The 20,577-nt window shown below is 59.7% G+C and carries 16 protein-coding genes; 14 read left to right on the top strand and 2 right to left on the bottom strand.

The annotated features are described in order from the left end of the window. The first annotated feature begins 164 nt into the window (after positions 1–164). The 8 genes from flgB to ACA048_RS21705 all read left to right on the top strand — a co-directional run bounded on the left by flgB (position 165) and on the right by ACA048_RS21705 (position 9,217). Positions 165–572, top strand: coding sequence for a flagellar basal body rod protein FlgB (flgB, locus tag ACA048_RS21740; RefSeq protein WP_223516188.1), 408 nt, complete (start codon positions 165–167; stop codon positions 570–572). Positions 573–575: 3 nt separating this feature from the next. Continuing rightward, the gene (gene flgC / locus ACA048_RS21735; protein ID WP_123432836.1) at positions 576–1,019 is read left to right on the top strand and encodes a flagellar basal body rod protein FlgC; all 444 of its coding nucleotides are present in this window, start codon (positions 576–578) and stop codon (positions 1,017–1,019) included. 15 nt (positions 1,020–1,034) lie between these two features. Next, positions 1,035–1,760 carry a flagellar hook assembly protein FlgD gene (gene flgD, locus ACA048_RS21730; protein ID WP_497626223.1) on the top strand — a complete coding sequence of 242 codons (726 nt, stop codon included), beginning with the start codon at positions 1,035–1,037 and terminating at the stop codon, positions 1,758–1,760. A 31-nt stretch (positions 1,761–1,791) separates the two neighbouring features. After that, positions 1,792–3,120 carry a flagellar hook protein FlgE gene (gene flgE / locus ACA048_RS21725; protein ID WP_497626222.1) on the top strand — a complete coding sequence of 443 codons (1,329 nt, stop codon included), beginning with the start codon at positions 1,792–1,794 and terminating at the stop codon, positions 3,118–3,120. A gap of 478 nt (positions 3,121–3,598) precedes the next feature. Next, positions 3,599–5,020, top strand: coding sequence for a group II intron reverse transcriptase/maturase (ltrA, locus tag ACA048_RS21720; RefSeq protein WP_497626221.1), 1,422 nt, complete (start codon positions 3,599–3,601; stop codon positions 5,018–5,020). Between the two features lie 350 nt (positions 5,021–5,370). Continuing rightward, complete coding sequence (locus tag ACA048_RS21715) at positions 5,371–6,546, top strand: L-rhamnonate dehydratase (RefSeq protein WP_007943924.1); 1,176 nt, start codon at positions 5,371–5,373, stop codon at positions 6,544–6,546. A gap of 52 nt (positions 6,547–6,598) precedes the next feature. Next, positions 6,599–7,594, top strand: a complete 996-nt coding sequence (araD1, locus tag ACA048_RS21710; RefSeq protein WP_497626220.1) for an AraD1 family protein — start codon at positions 6,599–6,601, stop codon at positions 7,592–7,594. 42 nt (positions 7,595–7,636) lie between these two features. Next, a complete protein-coding gene (locus ACA048_RS21705; RefSeq protein WP_497626219.1) occupies positions 7,637–9,217 on the top strand; it encodes an aldehyde dehydrogenase (NADP(+)) in 1,581 nt (526 codons plus the stop codon). Between the two features lie 131 nt (positions 9,218–9,348). On the opposite strand, the gene ACA048_RS21700 is transcribed toward ACA048_RS21705, so the two are convergent. Beyond that, positions 9,349–10,257, bottom strand: a complete 909-nt coding sequence (locus ACA048_RS21700; protein ID WP_497626218.1) for a DMT family transporter — start codon at positions 10,255–10,257, stop codon at positions 9,349–9,351. A 157-nt stretch (positions 10,258–10,414) separates the two neighbouring features. Here ACA048_RS21700 and aceK point away from each other — a divergent pair, with 157 nt between their 5' ends. From aceK to ACA048_RS21670, 6 genes are all read left to right on the top strand, one after another. Continuing rightward, positions 10,415–12,133, top strand: coding sequence for a bifunctional isocitrate dehydrogenase kinase/phosphatase (gene aceK, locus ACA048_RS21695; protein ID WP_497626217.1), 1,719 nt, complete (start codon positions 10,415–10,417; stop codon positions 12,131–12,133). 190 nt (positions 12,134–12,323) lie between these two features. After that, on the top strand, positions 12,324–16,235 hold the full coding sequence (hrpA, locus tag ACA048_RS21690; protein WP_497626216.1) for an ATP-dependent RNA helicase HrpA: 3,912 nt from the start codon (positions 12,324–12,326) through the stop codon (positions 16,233–16,235). Positions 16,236–16,567: 332 nt separating this feature from the next. Next, the gene (locus tag ACA048_RS21685) at positions 16,568–17,689 is read left to right on the top strand and encodes a beta-ketoacyl-ACP synthase III (protein WP_497626215.1); all 1,122 of its coding nucleotides are present in this window, start codon (positions 16,568–16,570) and stop codon (positions 17,687–17,689) included. A 21-nt stretch (positions 17,690–17,710) separates the two neighbouring features. Continuing rightward, positions 17,711–18,325, top strand: coding sequence for an RNA polymerase sigma factor (locus ACA048_RS21680; protein ID WP_497626214.1), 615 nt, complete (start codon positions 17,711–17,713; stop codon positions 18,323–18,325). Next, positions 18,319–18,555: an anti-sigma factor family protein gene (locus ACA048_RS21675; protein WP_497626213.1), complete on the top strand. Its 237-nt coding sequence runs from the start codon at positions 18,319–18,321 to the stop codon at positions 18,553–18,555. The genes ACA048_RS21680 and ACA048_RS21675 overlap by 7 nt, the downstream gene beginning before the upstream one ends. Before the next feature lie 125 nt (positions 18,556–18,680). Next, positions 18,681–19,805, top strand: a complete 1,125-nt coding sequence (locus ACA048_RS21670) for a GNAT family N-acetyltransferase (protein ID WP_497626212.1) — start codon at positions 18,681–18,683, stop codon at positions 19,803–19,805. A gap of 15 nt (positions 19,806–19,820) precedes the next feature. Here the strand turns inward: ACA048_RS21670 and aqpZ are convergent, their stop codons facing one another. Next, on the bottom strand, positions 19,821–20,519 hold the full coding sequence (gene aqpZ / locus ACA048_RS21665; RefSeq protein ID WP_497626211.1) for an aquaporin Z: 699 nt from the start codon (positions 20,517–20,519) through the stop codon (positions 19,821–19,823). Positions 20,520–20,577 lie beyond the last annotated feature (58 nt).

Below are 20,577 nucleotides of genomic sequence, written 5' to 3'. Positions count from 1 at the left end.
AAAGCGGCAGAAAAGCGGCATCCAGCGGAAACCGTTTGCCGCTTTTCTGGCATTGCCGCCCTTGTCACAGCCTGCAAAGCCCCGGTTTATGGCCTTTTTTTATTTGGCACGCCGCTTGCTATGTCTCTGTTACGAAAAATCAGGTCACCCGAAGGTTTCCCGACATGAGCATCAGCTTCGATAAAGCGCTCGGTATCCACGAACAAGCTCTGGGCTTCCGCGCTCAGCGTGCCGAAGTCCTGGCCAACAACATCGCCAACGCCGACACCCCGAACTACAAGGCTCGGGATCTGGACTTCTCGAAAGTGCTCGCTGCACAGAACGAGAAAACCAAGAGCGGTACTTTTGCCTTGAACATGACCAACAGCCGTCATATCGAAGCTGAAGGCCTGGGTAATGGCGACGAGTCGCTGCTGTATCGCACGCCGATGCAACCGTCGATCGACCAGAACACCGTGGACGCCCAACTGGAACAGTCGAATTACGCGGAAAACGCCGTCGGCTTCCAGGCCAGCTTCACCCTGCTTAACAGCAAATTCAAAGGGCTGGTATCAGCCCTGCGCGGAGAGTAAGTCATGTCCCTGTCCAGTGTTTTCAACATTGCCGGTAGCGGCATGAGCGCCCAAACCACTCGCTTGAACACCGTGGCCTCGAACATCGCCAACGCCGAAACCGTTTCGTCGAGCATCGACCAGACCTATCGCGCCCGTCACCCGGTGTTCGCCACCATGTTCCAGGGCGGCCAGAACGGCGGCAGTGATTCGCTGTTTCAGAGCCAGGACGCTGCCGGTCAAGGCGTGCAAGTACTGGGCGTGGTCGAAGACCAGAGCAACCTTGAAGCGCGCTACGAGCCGAACCATCCGGCTGCCGATGCCAAGGGTTACGTCTACTACCCGAACGTCAACGTCGTCGAAGAAATGGCCGACATGATTTCCGCGAGCCGTTCGTTCCAGACCAACGCCGAAATGATGAACACCGCCAAAACCATGATGCAGAAGGTCCTGACCCTCGGTCAGTGATAAGGGGCGACTCAGATGAGTGTTACCGATACCACCAGTGGCGTGAGCATCAAGGATGTTTTGGCCAACTCTTCGGTCAAGACCAACACGACCAGCAATGATGGTCTGGCTTCAGCGACCGGCAGTGTGGCTGGTAAAAAAGAGTTGGGCAAAGACGCGTTCCTGCAATTGCTGGTGACCCAGCTGAAGAACCAGAACCCGCTTGAACCGCAGGACAACGGCGCGTTCGTGGCTCAGTTGGCGCAGTTCAGCAGTCTGGAAGGCATCACCACGCTGAACGATACGGTCAGCGGCATTGCCGGCAATTACAACTCGTCGCAAGCGTTGCAAGCCTCTTCGCTGGTCGGCCGCTCGGTTATCGCCCAGACCGACACCGCAGTGGTTGATACCTCCAAGAGTTTCAACGGTACGGCGGTCGTGCCGGCATCGACGGACCCGGTGACGGTCAAGATCACCGATGCCGATGGCAAAGTCGTTCGCACCATCGACCTGGGCAGCCAGCCAGCCGGCAACGCCAGTTTCATCTGGGACGGCAAGAACGATGCGGGCGAAGTGGCCGCGGCCGGAACGTACAAGTTCGCCGCCACCGCGACTTACGACAGCCAGGCGACTTCGCTGGTGACTTACCTGCCGGCAACCGTCAACAGCGTGACCATCAGCCAGACCGGCGGTGAGTTGATGCTGAACCTGGCCGGCCTGGGCAGTATTGCCCTGTCCAAAGTACAAACCATCGGTATATAGAGCCGACTAACACGGCACAAAGGAGTGGAATATGTCTTTCAATATCGGCCTTAGCGGTCTCTATGCTGCCAACAAACAACTGGACGTAACCGGCAACAACATCGCCAACGTCGCGACCACCGGTTTCAAATCCTCCCGTGCAGAGTTCGAAGACGTGTACTCGGCCACCCGCCTGGGCACCGGCAGCAAGACCGTCGGCAACGGCGTGCGCCTGGCCAACGTTTCCCAGCAGTTTGGCCAGGGCGACGTGACCAACACCGGCCAGGTGTTGGACATGGGTATCCAGGGCAACGGTTTCTTCATCCTCAGCGACAACGGTTCGCTGAGCTACACCCGTGCCGGCGCGTTCAACACTGACGCCGAAAATTATGTGGTCGATAACAACGGCAACCGTTTGCAGGGTTATGGCGTAGACGCCAACGGCAAGATCATCAACGGCGTGCTGACCGACTTGAAAATCGATACGTCGAACCTGACACCGCATGCGACCACTCGTGTCGATCAGACGATGAACCTGAACTCCTCGGACGCACTGCCAACCGTGACGCCGTTCAACGTCAAAGACACCAACAGCTACAACAAAACCATTTCCACCCCTGTGTTCGACACGCAGGGTAACAAGCACTCGATGGACCAGTACTACGTAAAAAATCCTGGGGCCAACTCCTGGACTGTTTACACCTACATGGACGGCCGTAGCCCAAGCGACCCGACGGAAAACCCACCGGAGCCGATGATAGCTGACATCACCTTCAATCCGGATGGCAGCATCAATACGCTGACGACCCCTCCACCTCCAGCCACGGGATGGACGCTGAACGGTACCACGCTGACCATGACAGACTGGAAGCCGGGTGTGTTGGTTGACGCTGATACCAACCCGCCAACCTGGGCCCTGAACGGCTCGGACGCCGCTGCTGGCGGTGTTGCGTTCGAAATGGGTAAAACCACTTCGTACGCTTCGCCAACCGCACGTACTGCGCAGTACCAGGACGGCTATGCCACTGGCCAGATTTCCAGCCTGACCATCGATGAAAGCGGTGTCATGACCGCCAACTTCAGCAACGGGCAGACCAAGGCCATCGGCCAGGTAGCCGTGGCCAGCTTCGCCAACGAACAAGGCTTGCAGCCAATCGGGGGTACACGCTGGAAAGAAACCTTCTCCTCGGGCGTGGCCGGCGTCGATGCACCGAAAACCGGTACGCTGGGTTCGGTTGTGTCCAACTCGCTGGAAGAGTCCAACGTCAACCTGACCAACGAACTGGTTGATTTGATCAAGGCGCAGAGCAACTACCAGGCGAACGCCAAGACTATCTCCACCCAGAGCACCATCATGCAGACCATCATTCAGATGGCTTGATGCCTGATAGCGCTCCTTAAAAGGCCCCTCGAAAGAGGGGTTTTTTTATGGGTGCGCCAGGCATGGCGCGTTGCGCGCAAGCGCAATCAGCTTGGCTGTGGTGGCCACGCTGGTGACTTGGAGGTGAAAGTCCTCTACACACCCGGCAAGGGGAAGTGTTAGCCAGAGGCAAGGGTGTCGTGGGTGACTGCGAATCTGAAGGAAGCCCGAGGCAAAGTGCTGGCCTGACGAACAGGAAGCGGATAGAGGCGGCGCAGCGGGGTAAGACGGCCCAAACCGTTAAAGCCCAATACTTGCACGGAACGCTGTGACGTAGATCCGACAGGCATAAGCAGGAAGGTCGCGCGAATTACCCTGGGAGATCTGCACGTTTGCCAGTGTGCTACCGAGCGTCGAGAGGCGACGGGATGAACGTGCAGAAGTCAGCTGAAGCCGTAGTAAGTGGCGAATGACCACGCCACCAAGGGCCGAACAGGTTATGCCGCCAGTAGGCGTCGAAGTCTCGTTGAATACCGAAATGCAGAAATTTCTCCCAGAGAAGACTGTTACTCCGAGTCCCGGACAGAATCCGAGGATGACGGCTGACAGCGCACAGGTATCGACGGCGTCTGTGACGTGGACGAAAGCGGAGCCGGACACGCTGATGGCGCGGGTGCTTGCACCCGCCAACCTCAAGCGTGCGTATCAACGCGTAGTCAGCAACAAGGGCGCGCCGGGTGCCGATGGCATGACGGTCGAGCATTTGTCAGGTTACGTGAAACAGTATTGGCCGATCCTTAAGGCTCGGTTGCTGGCCGGCGAGTATCACCCGCAAGGTGTGCGCGCCGTCGACATCCCCAAACCCAAAGGTGGCACAAGGCAGTTGGGCATTCCCGGTGTCGTGGATCGCCTGATCCAACAAGCTCTGCTGCAACAGCTCACGCCGATCTTCGACCCGCTGTTCTCGAACCACAGCTACGGTTTTCGTCCGGGCAGAAGCGCTCACCAAGCCATCGAAACAGCCCGCGCCCATGTGGCGGCGGGTCACCGTTGGTGCGTGGAACTTGATCTGGAGAAGTTCTTTGATCGGGTCAACCACGATGTCCTGATGGCCTACGTGGCGCGTCAAATCGAAGACAGGCGTGTACTCACGCTGATCCGTCGTTACCTCGAAGCGGGAACGATGTCAGGTGGACTCGTCAGTCGACGGCAGGAAGGGACGCCGCAAGGCGGCCCGCTCTCGCCGTTGCTGTCGAACATCCTGCTCAACGAACTCGACCGTGAGCTGGAACGACGGGGCCATCGCTTCGTGCGTTATGCCGATGACGCGAACATTTATGTGCGCAGTCGCCGTGCCGGCGAACGAGTGATGGCCGGCGTCGAGCGTTTCCTGAGCCAGCGCCTGAAACTGACGTTGAACCGGGAAAAGAGCCGTGTGGCACGGCCTTGGGCCTGTGATTACTTAGGCTATGGGATGAGCTGGCATCAACAGCCGAGACTAAGAGTGGCGACGATGAGTCTAGGTCGCTTGCGCGACCGATTGAGAATGCTGTTACGTCATGCTCGGGGCTGCAAAATGGCGACTGTCATCGAGCGGATAAACCCCGTACTGCGTGGCTGGGCAGGATACTTCAAACTCAGTCAGAGCAAGCGGCCGCTTGAGGAAATTGACGGTTGGGTGCGTCACAAGCTTCGCTGTGTCGTATGGCGTCAATGGAAGCGGCCCTCTACGAGGGCGCGCAACTTGATACGTTTGGGACTCGGTGAGGCACGGGCGTGGAAATCGGCAGTCAATGGCCGAGGCCCATGGTGGAACTCGGGAGCGCCACATATGAATCAGGCGCTACCGAAGAAGCTGTGGGATCGACTCGGGCTGGTCTCGATACTGGATACGATAAACCGGCTTAACCGCATAGCCTGAACCGCCGTATACGGAACCGTATGTACGGTGGTGTGAGAGGACGGCGGATGTGAATCCGCCTCCTACTCGATCCGGGATTTGTCTCGGATCCTGACATCCTGGTTGTCTGTATTGGCCTTATCGCGAGCAGGCTCGCACATTTGGTTTGTGTTGCGCCTGATAACCCCATCCAGGCAAAAATCCATTGATGCGATCACCTCAGGTTATCGCCGGATACGCATAAGTGATTATCCGCCCCCCCCAAGCGCTGGCTAAAGTCGCTCCATCGAATGCCCGGAACCCGCCGCCCGAGCGGCTCTGCGCAGCGACTTAACAACTACAAGAAGCCGGCAGCGCAAGGAACTGTATTCATGAAAATCAAAGCAATCCGTACCCGCGTTTTTGAGTGGAAAGGCAAAGTCGTTCCGCCTCAAGCACACTTCTGCACCAACGCCAGCGACATCCTGTTCGAGCGCGGCGACGCCATGGGCTCGTTCCGTTTTCACGGCTGGCTGGTGGTGGAAGTCGAGACCGACACCGGTCTGGTCGGCATCGGTAACTGCGCTCTGGCGCCGCGTGTGGCCAAGGAAATCATCGACACCTACCTGGCACCGATTGCGATAGGCGAAGACCCGTTCGACAACGAATACATCTGGCAGAAGATGTACCGCCAGAGTCACGCCTGGGGCCGTAAAGGCATCGGCATGGCGGCGATCTCGGCCATCGACATCGCCATCTGGGACATCATGGGCAAAGCGGTGAACAAGCCGGTGTTCAAACTGCTCGGCGGGCGGACCAAGGAAAAGATCTGGACCTACGCCTCTAAACTCTACGCCAATGACAACCTCGATCTGTTCCTCGAAGAAGCCCAGGGTTACCTGAACCAGGGTTTCACCGCGCTGAAAATGCGTTTCGGCTACGGCCCGAAAGACGGCCCGGCGGGTATGCGCAAGAACATCGAACAAGTGCGCGCGCTGCGTAATCTGGCCGGCCCCGACATCGACATCATGCTCGAATGCTACATGGGCTGGACCCTGGAATATGCGCGGCGCATGTTGCCCAAACTCGCCGAGTTCGAGCCGCGCTGGCTGGAAGAACCGGTGATCGCCGATGACATCGAGGGTTACATCGAACTGAAAAAAATGGGGATCATGCCGATCTCCGGCGGCGAGCATGAGTTCACCTCCTACGGCTTCAAAGACCTGCTGGAACGCCGCGCCGTCGACGTGATCCAGTACGACACCAACCGCGTGGGCGGCATCACCGCCGCCCGCAAGATCAACGCCATGGCCGAAGCCTGGTCGGTGCCGGTGATCCCTCACGCCGGGCAGATGCACAACTACCACCTGACCATGTCCACCACCGCCTCGCCGATGGCCGAGTTCTTCCCGGTGTTCGACGTCGAGGTCGGCAACGAACTCTTCTATTACGTGTTCAAGGGCGAGCCGCAGCCAGTCAACGGCTACATCCAGCTCGACGACAACACGCCAGGCCTGGGCCTGGAAATCTCCGATGAGTATTTGAGCGACTTCAACATCATCGAGTGACCTTGAGGCGTCGCTTTCGGGTGGCGCCATCCCCGACTTTCTGGAGGCCGTCATGCGTCTGATTCAATTTGAAAACACTGCCGGTGAGCGCCAGGTCGGCCTCGTCGAAGGGGCACAGGTGCAGGTGCTCAAAGGCACCCGCAGCACCCGTGAACTGGCCCTCGCGGCGATTCGCGCCCAACGTAGCCTGCAAGAAGAAGTCGCACAACGCGGCACCGAGGCAGGCCCGGATTACGCGCAACTGTTGCAGCAGGGCAAAGTCCTGCCGCCGTTGGATCACGAAGACCCGGCCCATTGCCTGATCAGCGGTACCGGCCTGACCCATCTGGGCAGCGCGGCGGCGCGGGACAAAATGCACCAGCATGACGGCGCAGTCGAAGCTGGCATGACCGACACCATGCGCATTTTCAAGTGGGGCCTGGAGGGCGGAAAACCTGCGGCCAGTCAGGTCGGCGCGCAACCGGAATGGTTCTACAAAGGCGACGGCAGCATCGTCGTGCGCCCCGGCGCGGATTTTCCGGTGCCACCGTTTGCCGAAGACGCCGGTGAAGAACCGGAGTTGACCGGCCTCTACGTCATTGGTGACGACGGCCTGCCGTATCGCGTCGGTTATGCCTTGGGCAACGAGTTCTCCGACCATGTGATGGAGCGGCGCAATTACTTGTACCTGGCGCATTCGAAACTGCGCTATTGCTCGTATGGTCCAGAGTTGCGCGTCGGTGAATTGCCCAGGCATCTGGTCGGCACCAGTCGGATCAAACGCAACGGCGAAACGATCTGGGAAAAGGAATTTCTCAGCGGCGAAGACAACATGTGCCACAGCTTCGCCAACCTCGAATTCCACCACTTCAAATACACGCAGTTTTTGCGCCCCGGCGATGTCCATGTGCACTACTTCGGCACCGCCACGCTGTCGTTTGCCGACGGCGTGAAAACCCAGCCGGGCGATCGCTTCCAAATCAGCCTCGATGAGTTTGGTGCGCCATTGGTCAACGGTATCGGCGAAAGCACACCACCGTTGGCGATCGGCCAGGTGCGTGCGCTTTAAGTCTTCAATTCCCGGCGTTGTTGGCCGGTCAAGGAATCACTCATGACCACGTTACTTGGACACAACTATATCGGCGGTCGTCGCAGCGCCAACGGCACGCTGCAACTGCAAAGCCTCGACGCAACCACAGGCGAACCGCTGCCGGGCACGTTCTTTCAGGCGTCTGAAGCCGAAGTGGATGCCGCCGCCAAAGCGGCGGCTGCCGCTTGCCCGGTCTACCGCAACCTGAGCGCGGAAAAACGCGCACGGTTCCTCGATGCCATCGCCGATGAAATTGATGCCCTCGGCGATGATTTCGTCGCCACGGTGTGCCGCGAAACCGCGCTGCCGGCCGGGCGAATTCAGGGCGAGTGCGCACGCACCAGTGGGCAGATGCGCTTGTTCGCCAAGGTCCTGCGGCGCGGTGATTTCTACGGTGCACGGATTGATCGGGCGCTCCCGGATCGCCAGCCATTGCCACGTCCGGATCTGCGTCAGTACCGCATCGCTTTAGGGCCAGTTGCGGTGTTCGGCGCGAGTAACTTTCCGCTCGCGTTCTCCACCGCCGGTGGCGATACCGCGTCGGCATTGGCCGCCGGTTGCCCGGTGGTGTTCAAGGCTCACAGCGGACACATGGCGACGGCCGAGTGGGTGGCGGACGCGATCATCCGCGCCGCCCAGCGCACCGAAATGCCGGCGGGTGTGTTCAACATGATCTACGGCGGGGGCGTGGGTGAGTGGCTGGTCAAGCACCCGGCGATTCAGGCGGTGGGCTTCACCGGTTCGCTCAAGGGCGGCAATGCCCTGAGCCACATGGCTGCGACCCGGCCGCAGCCAATTCCGGTGTTTGCCGAGATGTCGAGCATCAACCCGATCTTCCTGTTGCCCGAAGCGCTTGCGCTACGCGGCGAACAAATCGCCGCGCAGCTTGCCGGTTCGGTGACCCAGGGTTGTGGTCAATTCTGTACCAATCCCGGCCTGGTCATTGGCCTGCGTTCGCCGCAGTTCAGCACCTTTCTGGAAACCTTTTGCGCCAGCACGAACCAGCAACCGGCGCAAACCATGCTCAACGCCGGTACGCTGGTCAGCTACCACCGAGGCCTCGGCGAGCTGCACGAACATCCGGGGCTGACGCATCTGGCGGGCAGACCGCAACAAGGTCATCAGGCGCAGCCGCAGGTGTTCAAGGCCGATGTCAGCCTGTTACTAGAGGGTGATGAACGGCTTCAGGAAGAAGTCTTCGGGCCGACCACCATCGTCGTCGAAGTCGAGAACCAGGCTCAGTTGGCGGCGGCGTTGCAAGGGTTGCGCGGGCAACTGACAGCGACGTTGATTGGCGAGGCCGAGGAGTTGCTGGAATACCGCTGGCTGGCAGAAATGCTTCAGGAAAAGGTCGGGCGGATTTTGCTCAATGGTTACCCGACCGGGGTCGAGGTGTGCGAGGCGATGGTACACGGCGGACCGTACCCAGCGACGTCGGATTCCCGGGGGACGTCGGTGGGGACACTGGCGATTGAGCGGTTCCTGCGGCCGGTGTGCTTCCAGAATTACCCGGATGCGCTGCTGCCGGAGGCGTTGCAGAACGCTAATCCGCTGGGGATTCGGCGGTTGGTGGATGGGGAGGTGAGTCAGTCAGCTTTGTAGTTGTTCGAGCTGACGCCATCGCGGGCAAGCCTTGCTCCTACAAGATAGGTGCCGTGTCCAAAAAACGCGGCAGATATAAACTCTGTAGGAGCAAGGCTTGCCCGCGATGGCGGCATCAGCCTCACCGAAAATTACTTGGCAGGCACCCCCGCAGCCCTTACCACCGAGGGCTTCAACACCAACCACAACGCCGCTGCAATCAGCACCCCGCCATAGATATGCGCCATGGACAACGGCTCATCCAGCAACAACGCCCCCCACAACACCCCGAACGGCGGGATCAGGAAGGTCGTGGTCATCGACCTCACCGGCCCGATCGAGCTGAGCAAACGGAAGTAAATGATGTATGCAAGCGCGGTACACACCAGCCCCAAGCCCAGCAACGACAACCAGACATTCCAGCCACCCCAGCTCGCTGGCGGTTGGCTGATCACGCTGTAGCCGAACAGCGGCAATAGAAACAACGTCGCCCCCAGCATGCTGCCCAGCGCAGACAGACGGCTGTCGAGACCGCCAGCATGATCCAGCCAGCGGCGGGCGAGGAAACCGGCGAAGCCATAGCACGTCGTGGCAAGCAGGCAGGCGAGGGCGCCCATCAGCAGTTGCATGTCGAATGCGACCGGTCCTGCACGGGTCAGGACGCCAACACCCAACAATCCGAGGAAGACCCCGCCGAGCTTGGCGGCGGTGAGCCTTTCATGAAAGAACAACCCGCCGATCAGCACGCCCATCAACGGCGTGGTGGCGTTGAAGATCGCCGAGTACCCGGCCGGCAGTACCTGGGCGGCCACGGAATAAAGGGTCGCCGGAATTCCGGAGTTGATCACCCCGAGGAGCATCACGGTTTTGAGTTTGCCTTTGAAATCCCAGCTGATGCGCATCAGCCCGAGAATCACCAGCAGGCCGGCAGCGGCAATCGACACGCGGAAAAACGCAGTGGGGATTGTGCCAATCTCTGGGGCGATGATGCGCATGAACAGAAAGCTCGCACCCCAAATGGCAGCCAGCGACAGTAAACGGACGATATCGACGGGGCTCACGGTGCTCTCCTTCCTTGATGGGGACGAGAGTGTTGCCGAGGGCCTGATCGATGGCAACCGAAAAACGGGCAAATAACCTGAGCGAAAAATTACGCTTCTCCTGCACCCGGTTCACTGGCTAAGCTCAGGGCTCACGAATTCCCGCAGAGGTCTCACCATGCCGCAGCAATGGCCAGCCGCCGATATCGCCCGAATGATCCTCGACGGCTTTGACGATTACCGCGAGCATTTCCGTCAGATCACTGACGGCGCACGGGCCCGTTTCGAGCAGGCCCAATGGCAGGAGACGCAAGTCGCGTCAGCTGCGCGGATCAATCTCTATGAAGAAAAAGTCAGCGAAACGGTGGAACGGCTGCGCATCGCGTTTGACGCCGACACGCTGGATGTCAGTTGCTGGCCGCTGGTCAAAAGCGCGTACATCACGCTGATCGACCTGCGCTTTGACGATGAGCTGTCCGAGACCTGGTACAACTCGATTTTCTGCGGTTTGTTCAGCCATGACCTGATCAGCGACGGCTGCATGTTCATCCACACCACCCGCCCGAGCCTGCGCCGGGCCCGCGCTGCACAAACCCGCACGTACAAACCTCAGGGCCAGTTGTCCGGCATGCTCGCGAGCATATTTGCCGACTACCGCTTCAGCGAGGATTACGCCGATCTGGCCGGTGACTTGAGCCGCCTCGAAGCACAACTGCGCGAGAACCTGCCGGACTGGGTGTGCAAAGACCCGGAGTTAAGCGTCGAACTGTTTTCCTCGGTGCTTTATCGCAATAAAGGGGCGTATCTGGTTGGGCGCATTTACACCCACGACGAACAGTGGCCGTTGGTGATTCCGCTGCTGCACCGCGAAGGTCGCGGAATTCAGATCGATGCGCTGATAACCGATGAAGCGGACGTGTCGATTATCTTCTCGTTCACCCGTTCGTACTTCATGGTCGACGTGCCGGTACCGGCGGAGTTCATTGGTTTCCTCAAGCGTATTCTGCCGGGCAAGCACATCGCTGAGCTGTACACCTCGATCGGTTTCTACAAACACGGCAAGTCCGAGTTCTACCGGGCGCTGATCAATCACCTGGCCAACACCGACGACCAGTTCATCATGGCCCCCGGTGTGCGCGGCATGGTCATGAGCGTGTTTACCCTGCCGGGTTTCAACACCGTGTTCAAAATCATCAAGGACCGCTTCTCGCCGTCGAAAAACGTCGACCGCGCTACCGTGATCGAGAAATACCGCTTGGTAAAAAGCGTCGACCGCGTCGGGCGCATGGCCGACACCCAGGAGTTCGCTGATTTCCGTTTCCCGTTGAGCAAATTCGACCCGGCGTGCCTGGAGGAATTGCTCGAAGTGGCGGCGTCCACGGTGTCGGTGGAAGGCGATACCGTGCTGATCCGTCACTGCTGGACCGAACGGCGAATGACGCCGTTGAACCTGTACCTGGAAAACGCCAACGAGGCGCAGGTGCATGAGGCGCTGGAAGATTACGGCCTGGCGATCAAGCAATTGGCGGCGGCGAATATCTTTCCCGGCGACATGTTGCTGAAAAACTTCGGCGTCACCCGGCACGGTCGCGTGGTGTTTTATGACTATGACGAGATTTGCTTCCTGACCGAGGCCAACTTCCGGCACATCCCGCAGCCGCGCACACCGGAAGACGAGATGGCGTCGGAGCCTTGGTATTCGATCGGGCCGCTGGATGTGTTTCCTGAAGAGTTTCCGCCGTTTCTGTTTGCCGATTCAGGGCAGCGGCGGCTGTTTGATCAGTTGCATGGCGAGTTGTACAACGCCGATTACTGGAAAAGCCTTCAGGAGGCGATTCGTGCCGGCAAAGTGATCGACGTGTTCCCGTATCGCCGTAAAGGCCTCGATAACGAATAACCTCGCTTGGGCGACCACAAACCTGTAGGAGCCCGGCTTGCCGGCGATGGCGTCCGTAAGATCGCTATCGCCGGCAAGCCGGGCTCCTACAGGGAACAGTGGCCGTTCGAAAAATCGCCGCACTCATTTGTACCGCCAAATCTGCGACAATCGCCTCCCTGCGCCACTAGACGACTGAATTGCGTACCCGATGACCGACGAATCGCCCTCCATCGACAAACTGCTGAAAAACCTCGATCACGCCATGCTCGCCGACCGCCACCGGCTGCGGCGGCAGTTGCTTGAGCTGCGCAAGAAACCCGACGAGGCCAAGCTGGCCCTGTGGGTGACGCGGATGCAGGCGTCCTGTGATCAGGTGTTGGCGCGGCGTGCCAGCCTGCCGGTGATTCGCTACGACGACAGTTTGCCGATTGCCGCCAAACGCGACGAAATCAAGGAAGCGCTGCTCAAGCATCAGGTGCTGATCATCGCCGGGGAAACCGGCTCGGGTAAAACCACCCAGTTGCCGAAGATCTGTCTGGAAATCGGTCGCGGCCAGCATGGCCTGATCGGCCACACCCAGCCCCGTCGAATCGCTGCGCGCAGCGTGGCCAGCCGCGTTGCCGAAGAACTGGCGACACCGTTGGGCGCGCTGGTCGGTTATCAGGTGCGGTTCGAGGATCAGAGCGATTCCAACACCCTGATCAAACTGATGACCGACGGCATCCTGCTGGCGGAAACCCAGAACGACCGCTACCTCGAACGCTACGACACGATCATCGTCGACGAAGCCCACGAACGCAGCCTGAACATTGACTTCCTGCTCGGTTACCTGAAAACCCTGCTGCCGCGTCGCCCGGACCTGAAAGTCATCATCACCTCGGCAACCATCGACCTGGAGCGTTTCTCCAAACACTTCGACGATGCGCCGATTGTCGAAGTCTCCGGCCGCACTTTCCCGGTGGAAACCTGGTATCGCCCGCTGACCCTGGAGCAGGACGAAGAGGGCAACCGCGTCGAGGATGACTTGACCGTGGACCAGGCGATCCTCGCCACCCTCGACGAAATAGCCGCGTTCGAACGCAGCGAGCGCAAAAGTCCCGGCGATGTGCTGGTGTTCCTGCCCGGCGAGCGCGAGATTCGTGACGCGGCCGACATGCTGCGCAAGGCCCAGCTCAAGCACACCGAAATCCTGCCGTTGTACGCGCGCCTGTCGCCGGCGGAGCAGCAGCGGATTTTCCAGTCGCACGCAGGCCGTCGAGTCGTATTGGCAACAAACGTCGCGGAAACCTCGCTGACGGTACCGGGCATTCGTTATGTGATCGACAGCGGTACCGCGCGCATCAGCCGTTACAGCTACCGCGCCAAGGTCCAGCGCCTGCCCATCGAAGCGATTTCCCAGGCCAGCGCTAACCAGCGTAAAGGTCGTTGCGGGCGAGTCGAGCCGGGTATCTGCATCCGCCTCTATGGCGAAGACGATTTCATTGGCCGTCCGGAATTTACCGATCCGGAGATCCTGCGGACCAACCTCGCCGCCGTCATCTTGCAGATGCTGCACCTGCGCCTCGGCGAGATCACCGATTTCCCGTTTATCGAACCGCCGGACGGCAAGGCGATCAGCGACGGTTTCAACCTGCTGCAAGAACTCTCGGCAGTGGACCGCAACAGTCAGCTGACCCCGCTGGGGCGCAATCTGGCGCGCTTGCCGGTGGACCCGCGCATGGGCCGCATGCTGCTGGAAGCGGCGAAACTCGGCAGCTTGCAGGAAGTGCTGATCGTCGCCAGTGCCATGTCGATTCAGGACCCGCGCGAGCGCCCGCCGGAGCGTCAGCAAGCGGCGGATCAGGCGCACGCGCAATGGAAGGATGTGGACTCGGACTTCGCCGGGCTGGTCAATCTGTGGCGCGGCTTTGAAGAACAACGCCAGGCGCTGACGGCCAGTCCGTTGCGCAATTGGTGCCGTAAGAACTTCCTGAATTACCTGCGACTGCGCGAATGGCGCGACTCGCACCGTCAGTTGAGCCTGATCTGCCGCGACATGCAGCTGAGCATCAACAAAGAGCCGGCGGATTACCCGAAACTGCACAAAGCCGTGCTCTCGGGCCTGCTCAGTCAGATCGGCCAGAAAACCGATGAAGGCGATTACCTGGGCGCCCGTCAGCGGCGTTTCTGGATTCACCCGTCATCCGGTTTGGGCAAAAAGCGTCCGCAATGGCTGATGACCGCCGAACTGGTGGAAACCACCAAGCTCTATGCGCGCATGGTCGCCAAGATCGACGCCGACTGGATCGAGCCGCTGGCCGGGCACCTGATCAAGAAAAACCATTTCGAACCGCACTGGGAGAAGAAGCGCGGTCAGGTCGTGGCTTTCGAGCAAATCACCTTGTTCGGACTGATCGTGGTCGGCCGTCGGCCGGTGCATTACGGGCCGATTGACCCAGTGGTGTCCCGTGAGTTTTTCATTCGTGAAGGGCTGGTGCGCGGCGAGATTCAATCCAAGGCCAAATGCCTGACGGCCAACGCGCAACTGCTGGAACAACTCGACGAACTGGAAGCCAAGGCCCGTCGCCGCGACATTCTGGCCGACGAAGAAACCCTGTTCGCCTTCTACGATGCGCGATTGCCGGCGGAGATCCACCAGACCGCGACGTTCGACAGCTGGTACCGGGTCAACAGTCAGAAAGACCCGCAGCTGCTGATCATGCGCGAAGAAGACGTGCTGGCGCGCGAGGCCAGCGAAGTCACTGCCCTGCATTATCCGGACACCTTGCACATCGGCGATCTGGAACTGGCGCTGAGTTATCACTTCGAACCCAATCATCCACGCGACGGTGTGACCTTGCGCGTACCGGCACCGTTGCTGCCGATGTTGCCACCGGAACGTCTGGAATGGCTGGTGCCCGGTGTGATCGAAGCCAAGTGCATCGCGCTGGTGCGCAACTTGCCCAAGGCGCTGCGCAAGAATTTCGTGCCAGTGCCGGACTTCGTCAAAGCGGCGTTGCAGCGCATGACGTTTGCCGAGGGTTCTTTACCTCAGGCGCTGGGCCGCGAATTGTTGCGCATGACTGGCGCGCGGGTCAGCGATGAAGCCTGGGCGGAAGCGTCGCAGCAGGTCGACAGCCATTTGCGCATGAACCTGGAAATCGTCGACGGCCAGGGCAAGTTCCTTGGCGAAGGGCGTGATCTGGCCGAACTGACCGCGCGTTTTGCCCAAGCCAGCCAGGCGGCGTTGGCGGTACCACAATCCGCGAAAAGTCAGCAGCCGGTGGAAGCGAAAGTCTTTGCCGCGGTTGCCGAGAAAACCCAACAGAAGATCGCCGGGCTGTCGATGACGGTCTACCCGGCGCTGGTCGAAGAGGGCGGCACGGTCAAGGAAGGGCGTTTCTCGACGCCGGCTGAAGCCGAGTTCCAGCATCGCCGCGCCTTGCAGCGTTTGTTGATGCAGCAACTGGCCGAACCCGCGAAGTTCCTGCGCAGCAAGTTGCCGGGGCTCACCGAACTGGGCCTGATGTACCGCGACATGGGGCGCATCGATAGTCTGGTGGAAGACATTCTGCTGGCCAGTCTCGACAGTTGCATTCTCGAGGGTGAAGACCCGTTGCCGCGTGATGGCGCCGGGTTGGCGGCGTTGGCCGAGCGCAAGCGCGGTGGCTGGACTGAACACGCCGAGCGTCTGGCGAAGCTGACGCTGGAAATCCTCAAGCTCTGGCATGGTCTGCAAAAACGCTTCAAGGGCAAGATCGACCTGGCGCAAGCCGTAGCCCTGAACGACATCAAGCAGCAGCTCAGTCACCTGGTTTATCCCGGTTTTGTCCGTGAAACGCCGATGGTGTGGCTCAAGGAATTACCGCGTTACCTGAAAGCGGTCGAGCAGCGCTTTGAAAAAATCGGTGCTCAGGTGCAGAGGGATCGGGTGTGGAGCGGCGAATTGTCCGGCCTCTGGACCCAATATCAGACCCGCGCCAGTAAACACGCCCAGGAAGGCAAGCGTGATCCGCAGCTGGAGCTCTATCGCTGGTGGCTGGAGGAATACCGGGTTTCGCTGTTTGCCCAGCAATTGGGGACCAAGGTGCCGATCTCCGACAAGCGCCTGAACAAACAGTGGACCCAGGTCGAGCCGTAACACGGCCCCTTGTAGGAGCTGGCTTGTCGGGTCGCCGCATCGCAGCGAAGGCGCCCTTGAGCCAGGCATCGCCCATGATGGCGCCTTCGCCGGCAAGCCGGGCTCCTACAGGAATTGTGTATGCCAAAACGTCTTGCAAAAGGCGCCAAACCCTAAGGTTTATGGCAAACTTCGCGCCTATAAACGCCGGCCCCGTGGTTTTGAGCCCTTCAAGGTTCGGGCGGATCGGAATAAAGCGATGCCTGGTTGGCTTCCCATGACGGGAACAGACCCCTTGTGTGTTGGTACGTCGGTGCCAATGCTTTCTGCCTGAACAGATTAGAGAAACAACCATGCATAACGTCGTCATCAGCGGCACTGGCCTGTACACCCCGGCGAACAGCATCTCCAACGAAGAGCTGGTGCAGTCTTTCAACGCCTACGTTGCTCAATTCAACGCCGACAACGCCGAGGCCATCGCCCGTGGCGAAGTCGAAGCGTTGACCGAGTCCAGCGCGGCGTTCATCGAGAAAGCCTCCGGCATCAAAAGCCGCTTTGTCATGGACAAGGAAGGCATCCTCGACCCTCAACGCATGGCGCCGCGCTTGCCGGAGCGTTCGAACGACGAATGGTCGGTACTCTGCCAAATGGCTATCGGCGCGGCCGAACAAGCCTTGCTGCGCGCCGGCAAGACCGCCGCGGACATCGACGGCGTGATCGTCGCCTGTTCCAACCTGCAACGCGCTTACCCGGCCATCGCCATCGAAGTCCAGGAAGCGCTGGGCATCCAGGGTTTCGGTTTCGACATGAACGTTGCCTGCTCCTCGGCAACCTTCGGCATTCAAGCGGCCGCCAACAGCGTGCAACTGGGCCAGGCCCGGGCCATCTTGATGGTCAACCCGGAAGTCTGCACCGGTCACCTGAACTTCCGCGACCGCGACAGCCACTTCATCTTCGGTGACGCTGCCACGGCCGTGATCATCGAACGTGCGGAGCTGGCGACGTCCAAGTACCAATTCGACATCGTCAGCACCAAGCTGCTGACCAGGTTCTCCAACAACATCCGCAACAACTTCGGCTTCCTCAACCGCACGGCGGAAGAGGGCATCGGTGCCAAGGACAAACTGTTCGTGCAGGAAGGCCGCAAGGTGTTCCGCGACGTGTGCCCTATGGTTGCCGAACTGATCGCGACGCACCTGGAAGAGAATGCGCTGAACATCAGCGACGTGAAGCGCTTCTGGCTGCACCAGGCCAACCTCAGCATGAACCACCTGATCGTCAAGAAACTGCTGGGTCGCGAGGCCACCGAAGAAGAAGCACCGGTGATTCTCGACACCTACGCCAACACCAGCTCCGCAGGTTCGGTGATTGCGTTTCACAAAAATCAGGATGATCTGGCCGCCGGTTCGCTGGCCGTGCTCAGTTCGTTTGGCGCCGGTTATTCGATTGGTAGCGTGATTCTGCGCAAGCGTTGAGCTCACGGATGAGAGGTACTCATGGCTGTCGCTGACGACACCCGATTGCTCGACCGTCTGCTGGCGGGCGAGCAGAAGGCTTATAAGGAATTGGTCAGCACTTACCAGAGTGCCATGCGTGCGGTGGCCTATGCGATTGTCGGCAACCGGCATGCCGACGAAGTGGTGCAGGACGCCTGGTTGTCGGTCGTGCGCAATCTTAAAGGGTTCGAGGGGCGTTCGAGTCTCAAGACCTGGTTGCTGACCATTACCGCCAACTCGGCCAAAGGTCGCTACAAGCAAAACCGCCGCGAGGTTTTGCTTGATGACCTTCCGTCGCCCCACGGCACCCTCGATGACGATCGTTTCTCGCCGGGCGATGGTCATTGGCTGGTGGCGCCGTTTGCCTGGCACCAGGACACCCCGGAAGCGCTGCTGACCGAAAACGAGCTGCGTGAATGCCTGGAACGCACGCTGCTCAGTCTGTCGGAACTGCAAAGCAGCGTATTGTTATTGCGCGAGCGTCAGGGGCTGGAGCTGGAAGAAATCTGTAATCTTCTGGAAATCTCGCTCTCCAATGTTCGCGTGCTGTTGCACAGGGCACGGTTGAAGGTCTTTGCGACCGTAGAGCATTTTGAGGAAACCGGCGAATGCTGACCTGCAAGGAACAAGTGGCACGCTCCAGCGATTATCTTGACGATCAGTTGAGTTTTCGTGAGCGGCTGATGGTGCGTCATCACCTGTTGTTCTGCCCTAATTGCCGGCGCTTCATTCGTCAGATGCGGGTGATGCAGGCGACATTGCGCGCCATGCCTGAAGAAACGGTGCCGGACGCCGATGCGCTGGCCGAACGTCTCGCTGCCGAACGTCGCAAGGACATTCCGTAGCAGAGGGGATTCATTGCGGGGGCAAGAAACAGGCTCGCGCGGATGTATCGAACGGATGATGGGGTCAATCCATCCACACCACGAATGCGCTGACGGTCCTGGTCAAAGAAGTGGAGAGGAAGTTGATGCCGCTGCAACGTTTGGAAAAACTGTCCGAAATAGCACCGCGCAGCTGGGATGCGCTCGTACCTGAGCGTCAGCCATTTCTGCGCCATGCCTTCCTCAGTGCCCTGGAGGACAGTGGCAGTGTCGGCCCGCATTCCGGCTGGCAACCCGAGCATTTGTTGCACATCGAGGGGGATCGGCTGATCGCCGCGCTGCCCAGTTACCGCAAGTGGCATTCTTATGGCGAGTACGTGTTCGATCATGCCTGGGCGGATGCTTGTGAGCGGGCAGGCATCGACTATTACCCCAAATTATTGACCGCCGTGCCCTTCAGTCCCGTCAGCGGGCCACGCTTGCTGGCGGCCAGCGTCGAGGACGGTTTCGAGTTACTCAAAAGCCTGCCGGGCTACCTTGAGATCGAAGCGCTTTCCAGCGCGCACATCAACTTCACCGACCCCTTCACCGACGCGGCACTGGCCGAACAGCCTGGCTGGTTGCAGCGAATTGGCTGTCAGTATCACTGGCAGAATCGCGGCTATCGGGACTTTCAGGATTTCCTCGACGTCCTGAGTTCACGCAAACGCAAGCAGATGCGCAAAGAGCGCGAGCAAGTAGCGGGGCAGGGCATTGATTTCGAATGGCTTGAAGGTCGGCAGCTGGATCAGGTGCAGTGGGATTTTGTCTACGCCTGCTACGCCAATACCTACGCGGTACGTCGCCAACGGCCTTATTTGACGCGCGAATTTTTCAGCCTGTTGGCCGAACGCATGCCGGAGTCGATTCGTGTGGTGCTGGCCAAACAAGGCTCACGACCGGTGGCCATGGCCTTCAGTCTGGTGGGCGGCGACAGTTTTTACGGCCGTTACTGGGGCTGTCTGGCGGAGTTTGATCGACTGCACTTCGAGACCTGTTTCTATCAGGGCATGGATTATGCGATTGCCAATGGCTTTCAACGTTTCGACGCCGGAGCCCAAGGCGAGCACAAATTGATTCGCGGGTTTGAACCGGTGATCACCCATTCCTGGCATTACCTGCGTCACGCGGGTCTTAAAGCGGCGGTCAAAGACTTCCTGCAGCAAGAGCGCGTTGGGGTGCTGGCGTATGCGCAGGAGGCGAAGACCGCCTTGCCTTACCGGCAAGACTGATCCTCGTCCGAGTCGTTAAGTGTCTTCTTTGCCCAGCCAGCGATAGGTTATGCCGCCGATCACCGCACCCAGCAGCGGTGCGACCCAGAACATCCACAGCTGTTGAATGGCCCAACCACCGACGATCAGTGCCGGGCCGGTGCTGCGTGCCGGGTTGACCGAGGTATTGGTGACCGGTATCGAGATCAGGTGAATCAGGGTCAGCCCCAGGCCGATGGCGATGGGGGCCAGTCCTGCAGGGGCGCGTTTGTCGGTGGCGCCGAGGATGATCAGGATGAACATCGCCGTCATCACCAGCTCGCAAACAAACCCTGCCACCATGGAATAGCCGCCGGGGGAGTGCTCGCCATAGCCGTTGGAGGCCAGGCCGCCGGCCAGGTCGAAACCGGGCTTGCCGCTGGCAATGAAGTACAGCAACGCGGCTGCAATCACCCCGCCAATCACCTGCGCAATGAAGTAAGCCGGCAGCTCCTTGGCCGGGAACCGTCCGCCGACCACCAGCCCCAGCGACACCGCCGGGTTGAGGTGACAACCGGAGATATGGCCGATAGCGAACGCCATGGTCAGCACCGTCAAGCCAAACGCCAGGGCCACCCCCAGTAAACCGATTCCTACATCCGGGAAGGCGGCGGCCAGCACCGCACTGCCACAACCCCCCAACACCAGCCAGAACGTACCTACCAACTCTGTCGCTGAACGTTTGAATAGAGACATGAGAACGTGTCCTTTCGGAGTTTTAATGCCTTTCGCATCCAGCAGATGGACTGCAGAA

The sequence above is a fragment of the Pseudomonas sp. LBUM1659 genome (assembly GCF_059716045.1).
Note: the sequence above shows the minus strand (reverse complement) of the source record. Positions and strands in the feature narration are given on the sequence as shown.

Bases quoted from the DNA above. Each gene is read 5' to 3' on its own strand.
- flgB (WP_223516188.1), top strand. From the start codon at position 165: ATGAGCATCAGCTTCGATAAAGCGCTCGGTATCCACGAACAAGCTCTG.
- flgC (WP_123432836.1), top strand. From the start codon at position 576: ATGTCCCTGTCCAGTGTTTTCAACATTGCCGGTAGCGGCATGAGCGCC.
- flgD (WP_497626223.1), top strand. From the start codon at position 1,035: ATGAGTGTTACCGATACCACCAGTGGCGTGAGCATCAAGGATGTTTTG.
- flgE (WP_497626222.1), top strand. From the start codon at position 1,792: ATGTCTTTCAATATCGGCCTTAGCGGTCTCTATGCTGCCAACAAACAA.
- ltrA (WP_497626221.1), top strand. From the start codon at position 3,599: ATGCCGCCAGTAGGCGTCGAAGTCTCGTTGAATACCGAAATGCAGAAA.
- ACA048_RS21715 (WP_007943924.1), top strand. From the start codon at position 5,371: ATGAAAATCAAAGCAATCCGTACCCGCGTTTTTGAGTGGAAAGGCAAA.
- araD1 (WP_497626220.1), top strand. From the start codon at position 6,599: ATGCGTCTGATTCAATTTGAAAACACTGCCGGTGAGCGCCAGGTCGGC.
- ACA048_RS21705 (WP_497626219.1), top strand. From the start codon at position 7,637: ATGACCACGTTACTTGGACACAACTATATCGGCGGTCGTCGCAGCGCC.
- aceK (WP_497626217.1), top strand. From the start codon at position 10,415: ATGCCGCAGCAATGGCCAGCCGCCGATATCGCCCGAATGATCCTCGAC.
- hrpA (WP_497626216.1), top strand. From the start codon at position 12,324: ATGACCGACGAATCGCCCTCCATCGACAAACTGCTGAAAAACCTCGAT.
- ACA048_RS21685 (WP_497626215.1), top strand. From the start codon at position 16,568: ATGCATAACGTCGTCATCAGCGGCACTGGCCTGTACACCCCGGCGAAC.
- ACA048_RS21680 (WP_497626214.1), top strand. From the start codon at position 17,711: ATGGCTGTCGCTGACGACACCCGATTGCTCGACCGTCTGCTGGCGGGC.
- ACA048_RS21675 (WP_497626213.1), top strand. From the start codon at position 18,319: ATGCTGACCTGCAAGGAACAAGTGGCACGCTCCAGCGATTATCTTGAC.
- ACA048_RS21670 (WP_497626212.1), top strand. From the start codon at position 18,681: ATGCCGCTGCAACGTTTGGAAAAACTGTCCGAAATAGCACCGCGCAGC.
- aqpZ (WP_497626211.1), bottom strand. From the start codon at position 20,519: ATGTCTCTATTCAAACGTTCAGCGACAGAGTTGGTAGGTACGTTCTGG.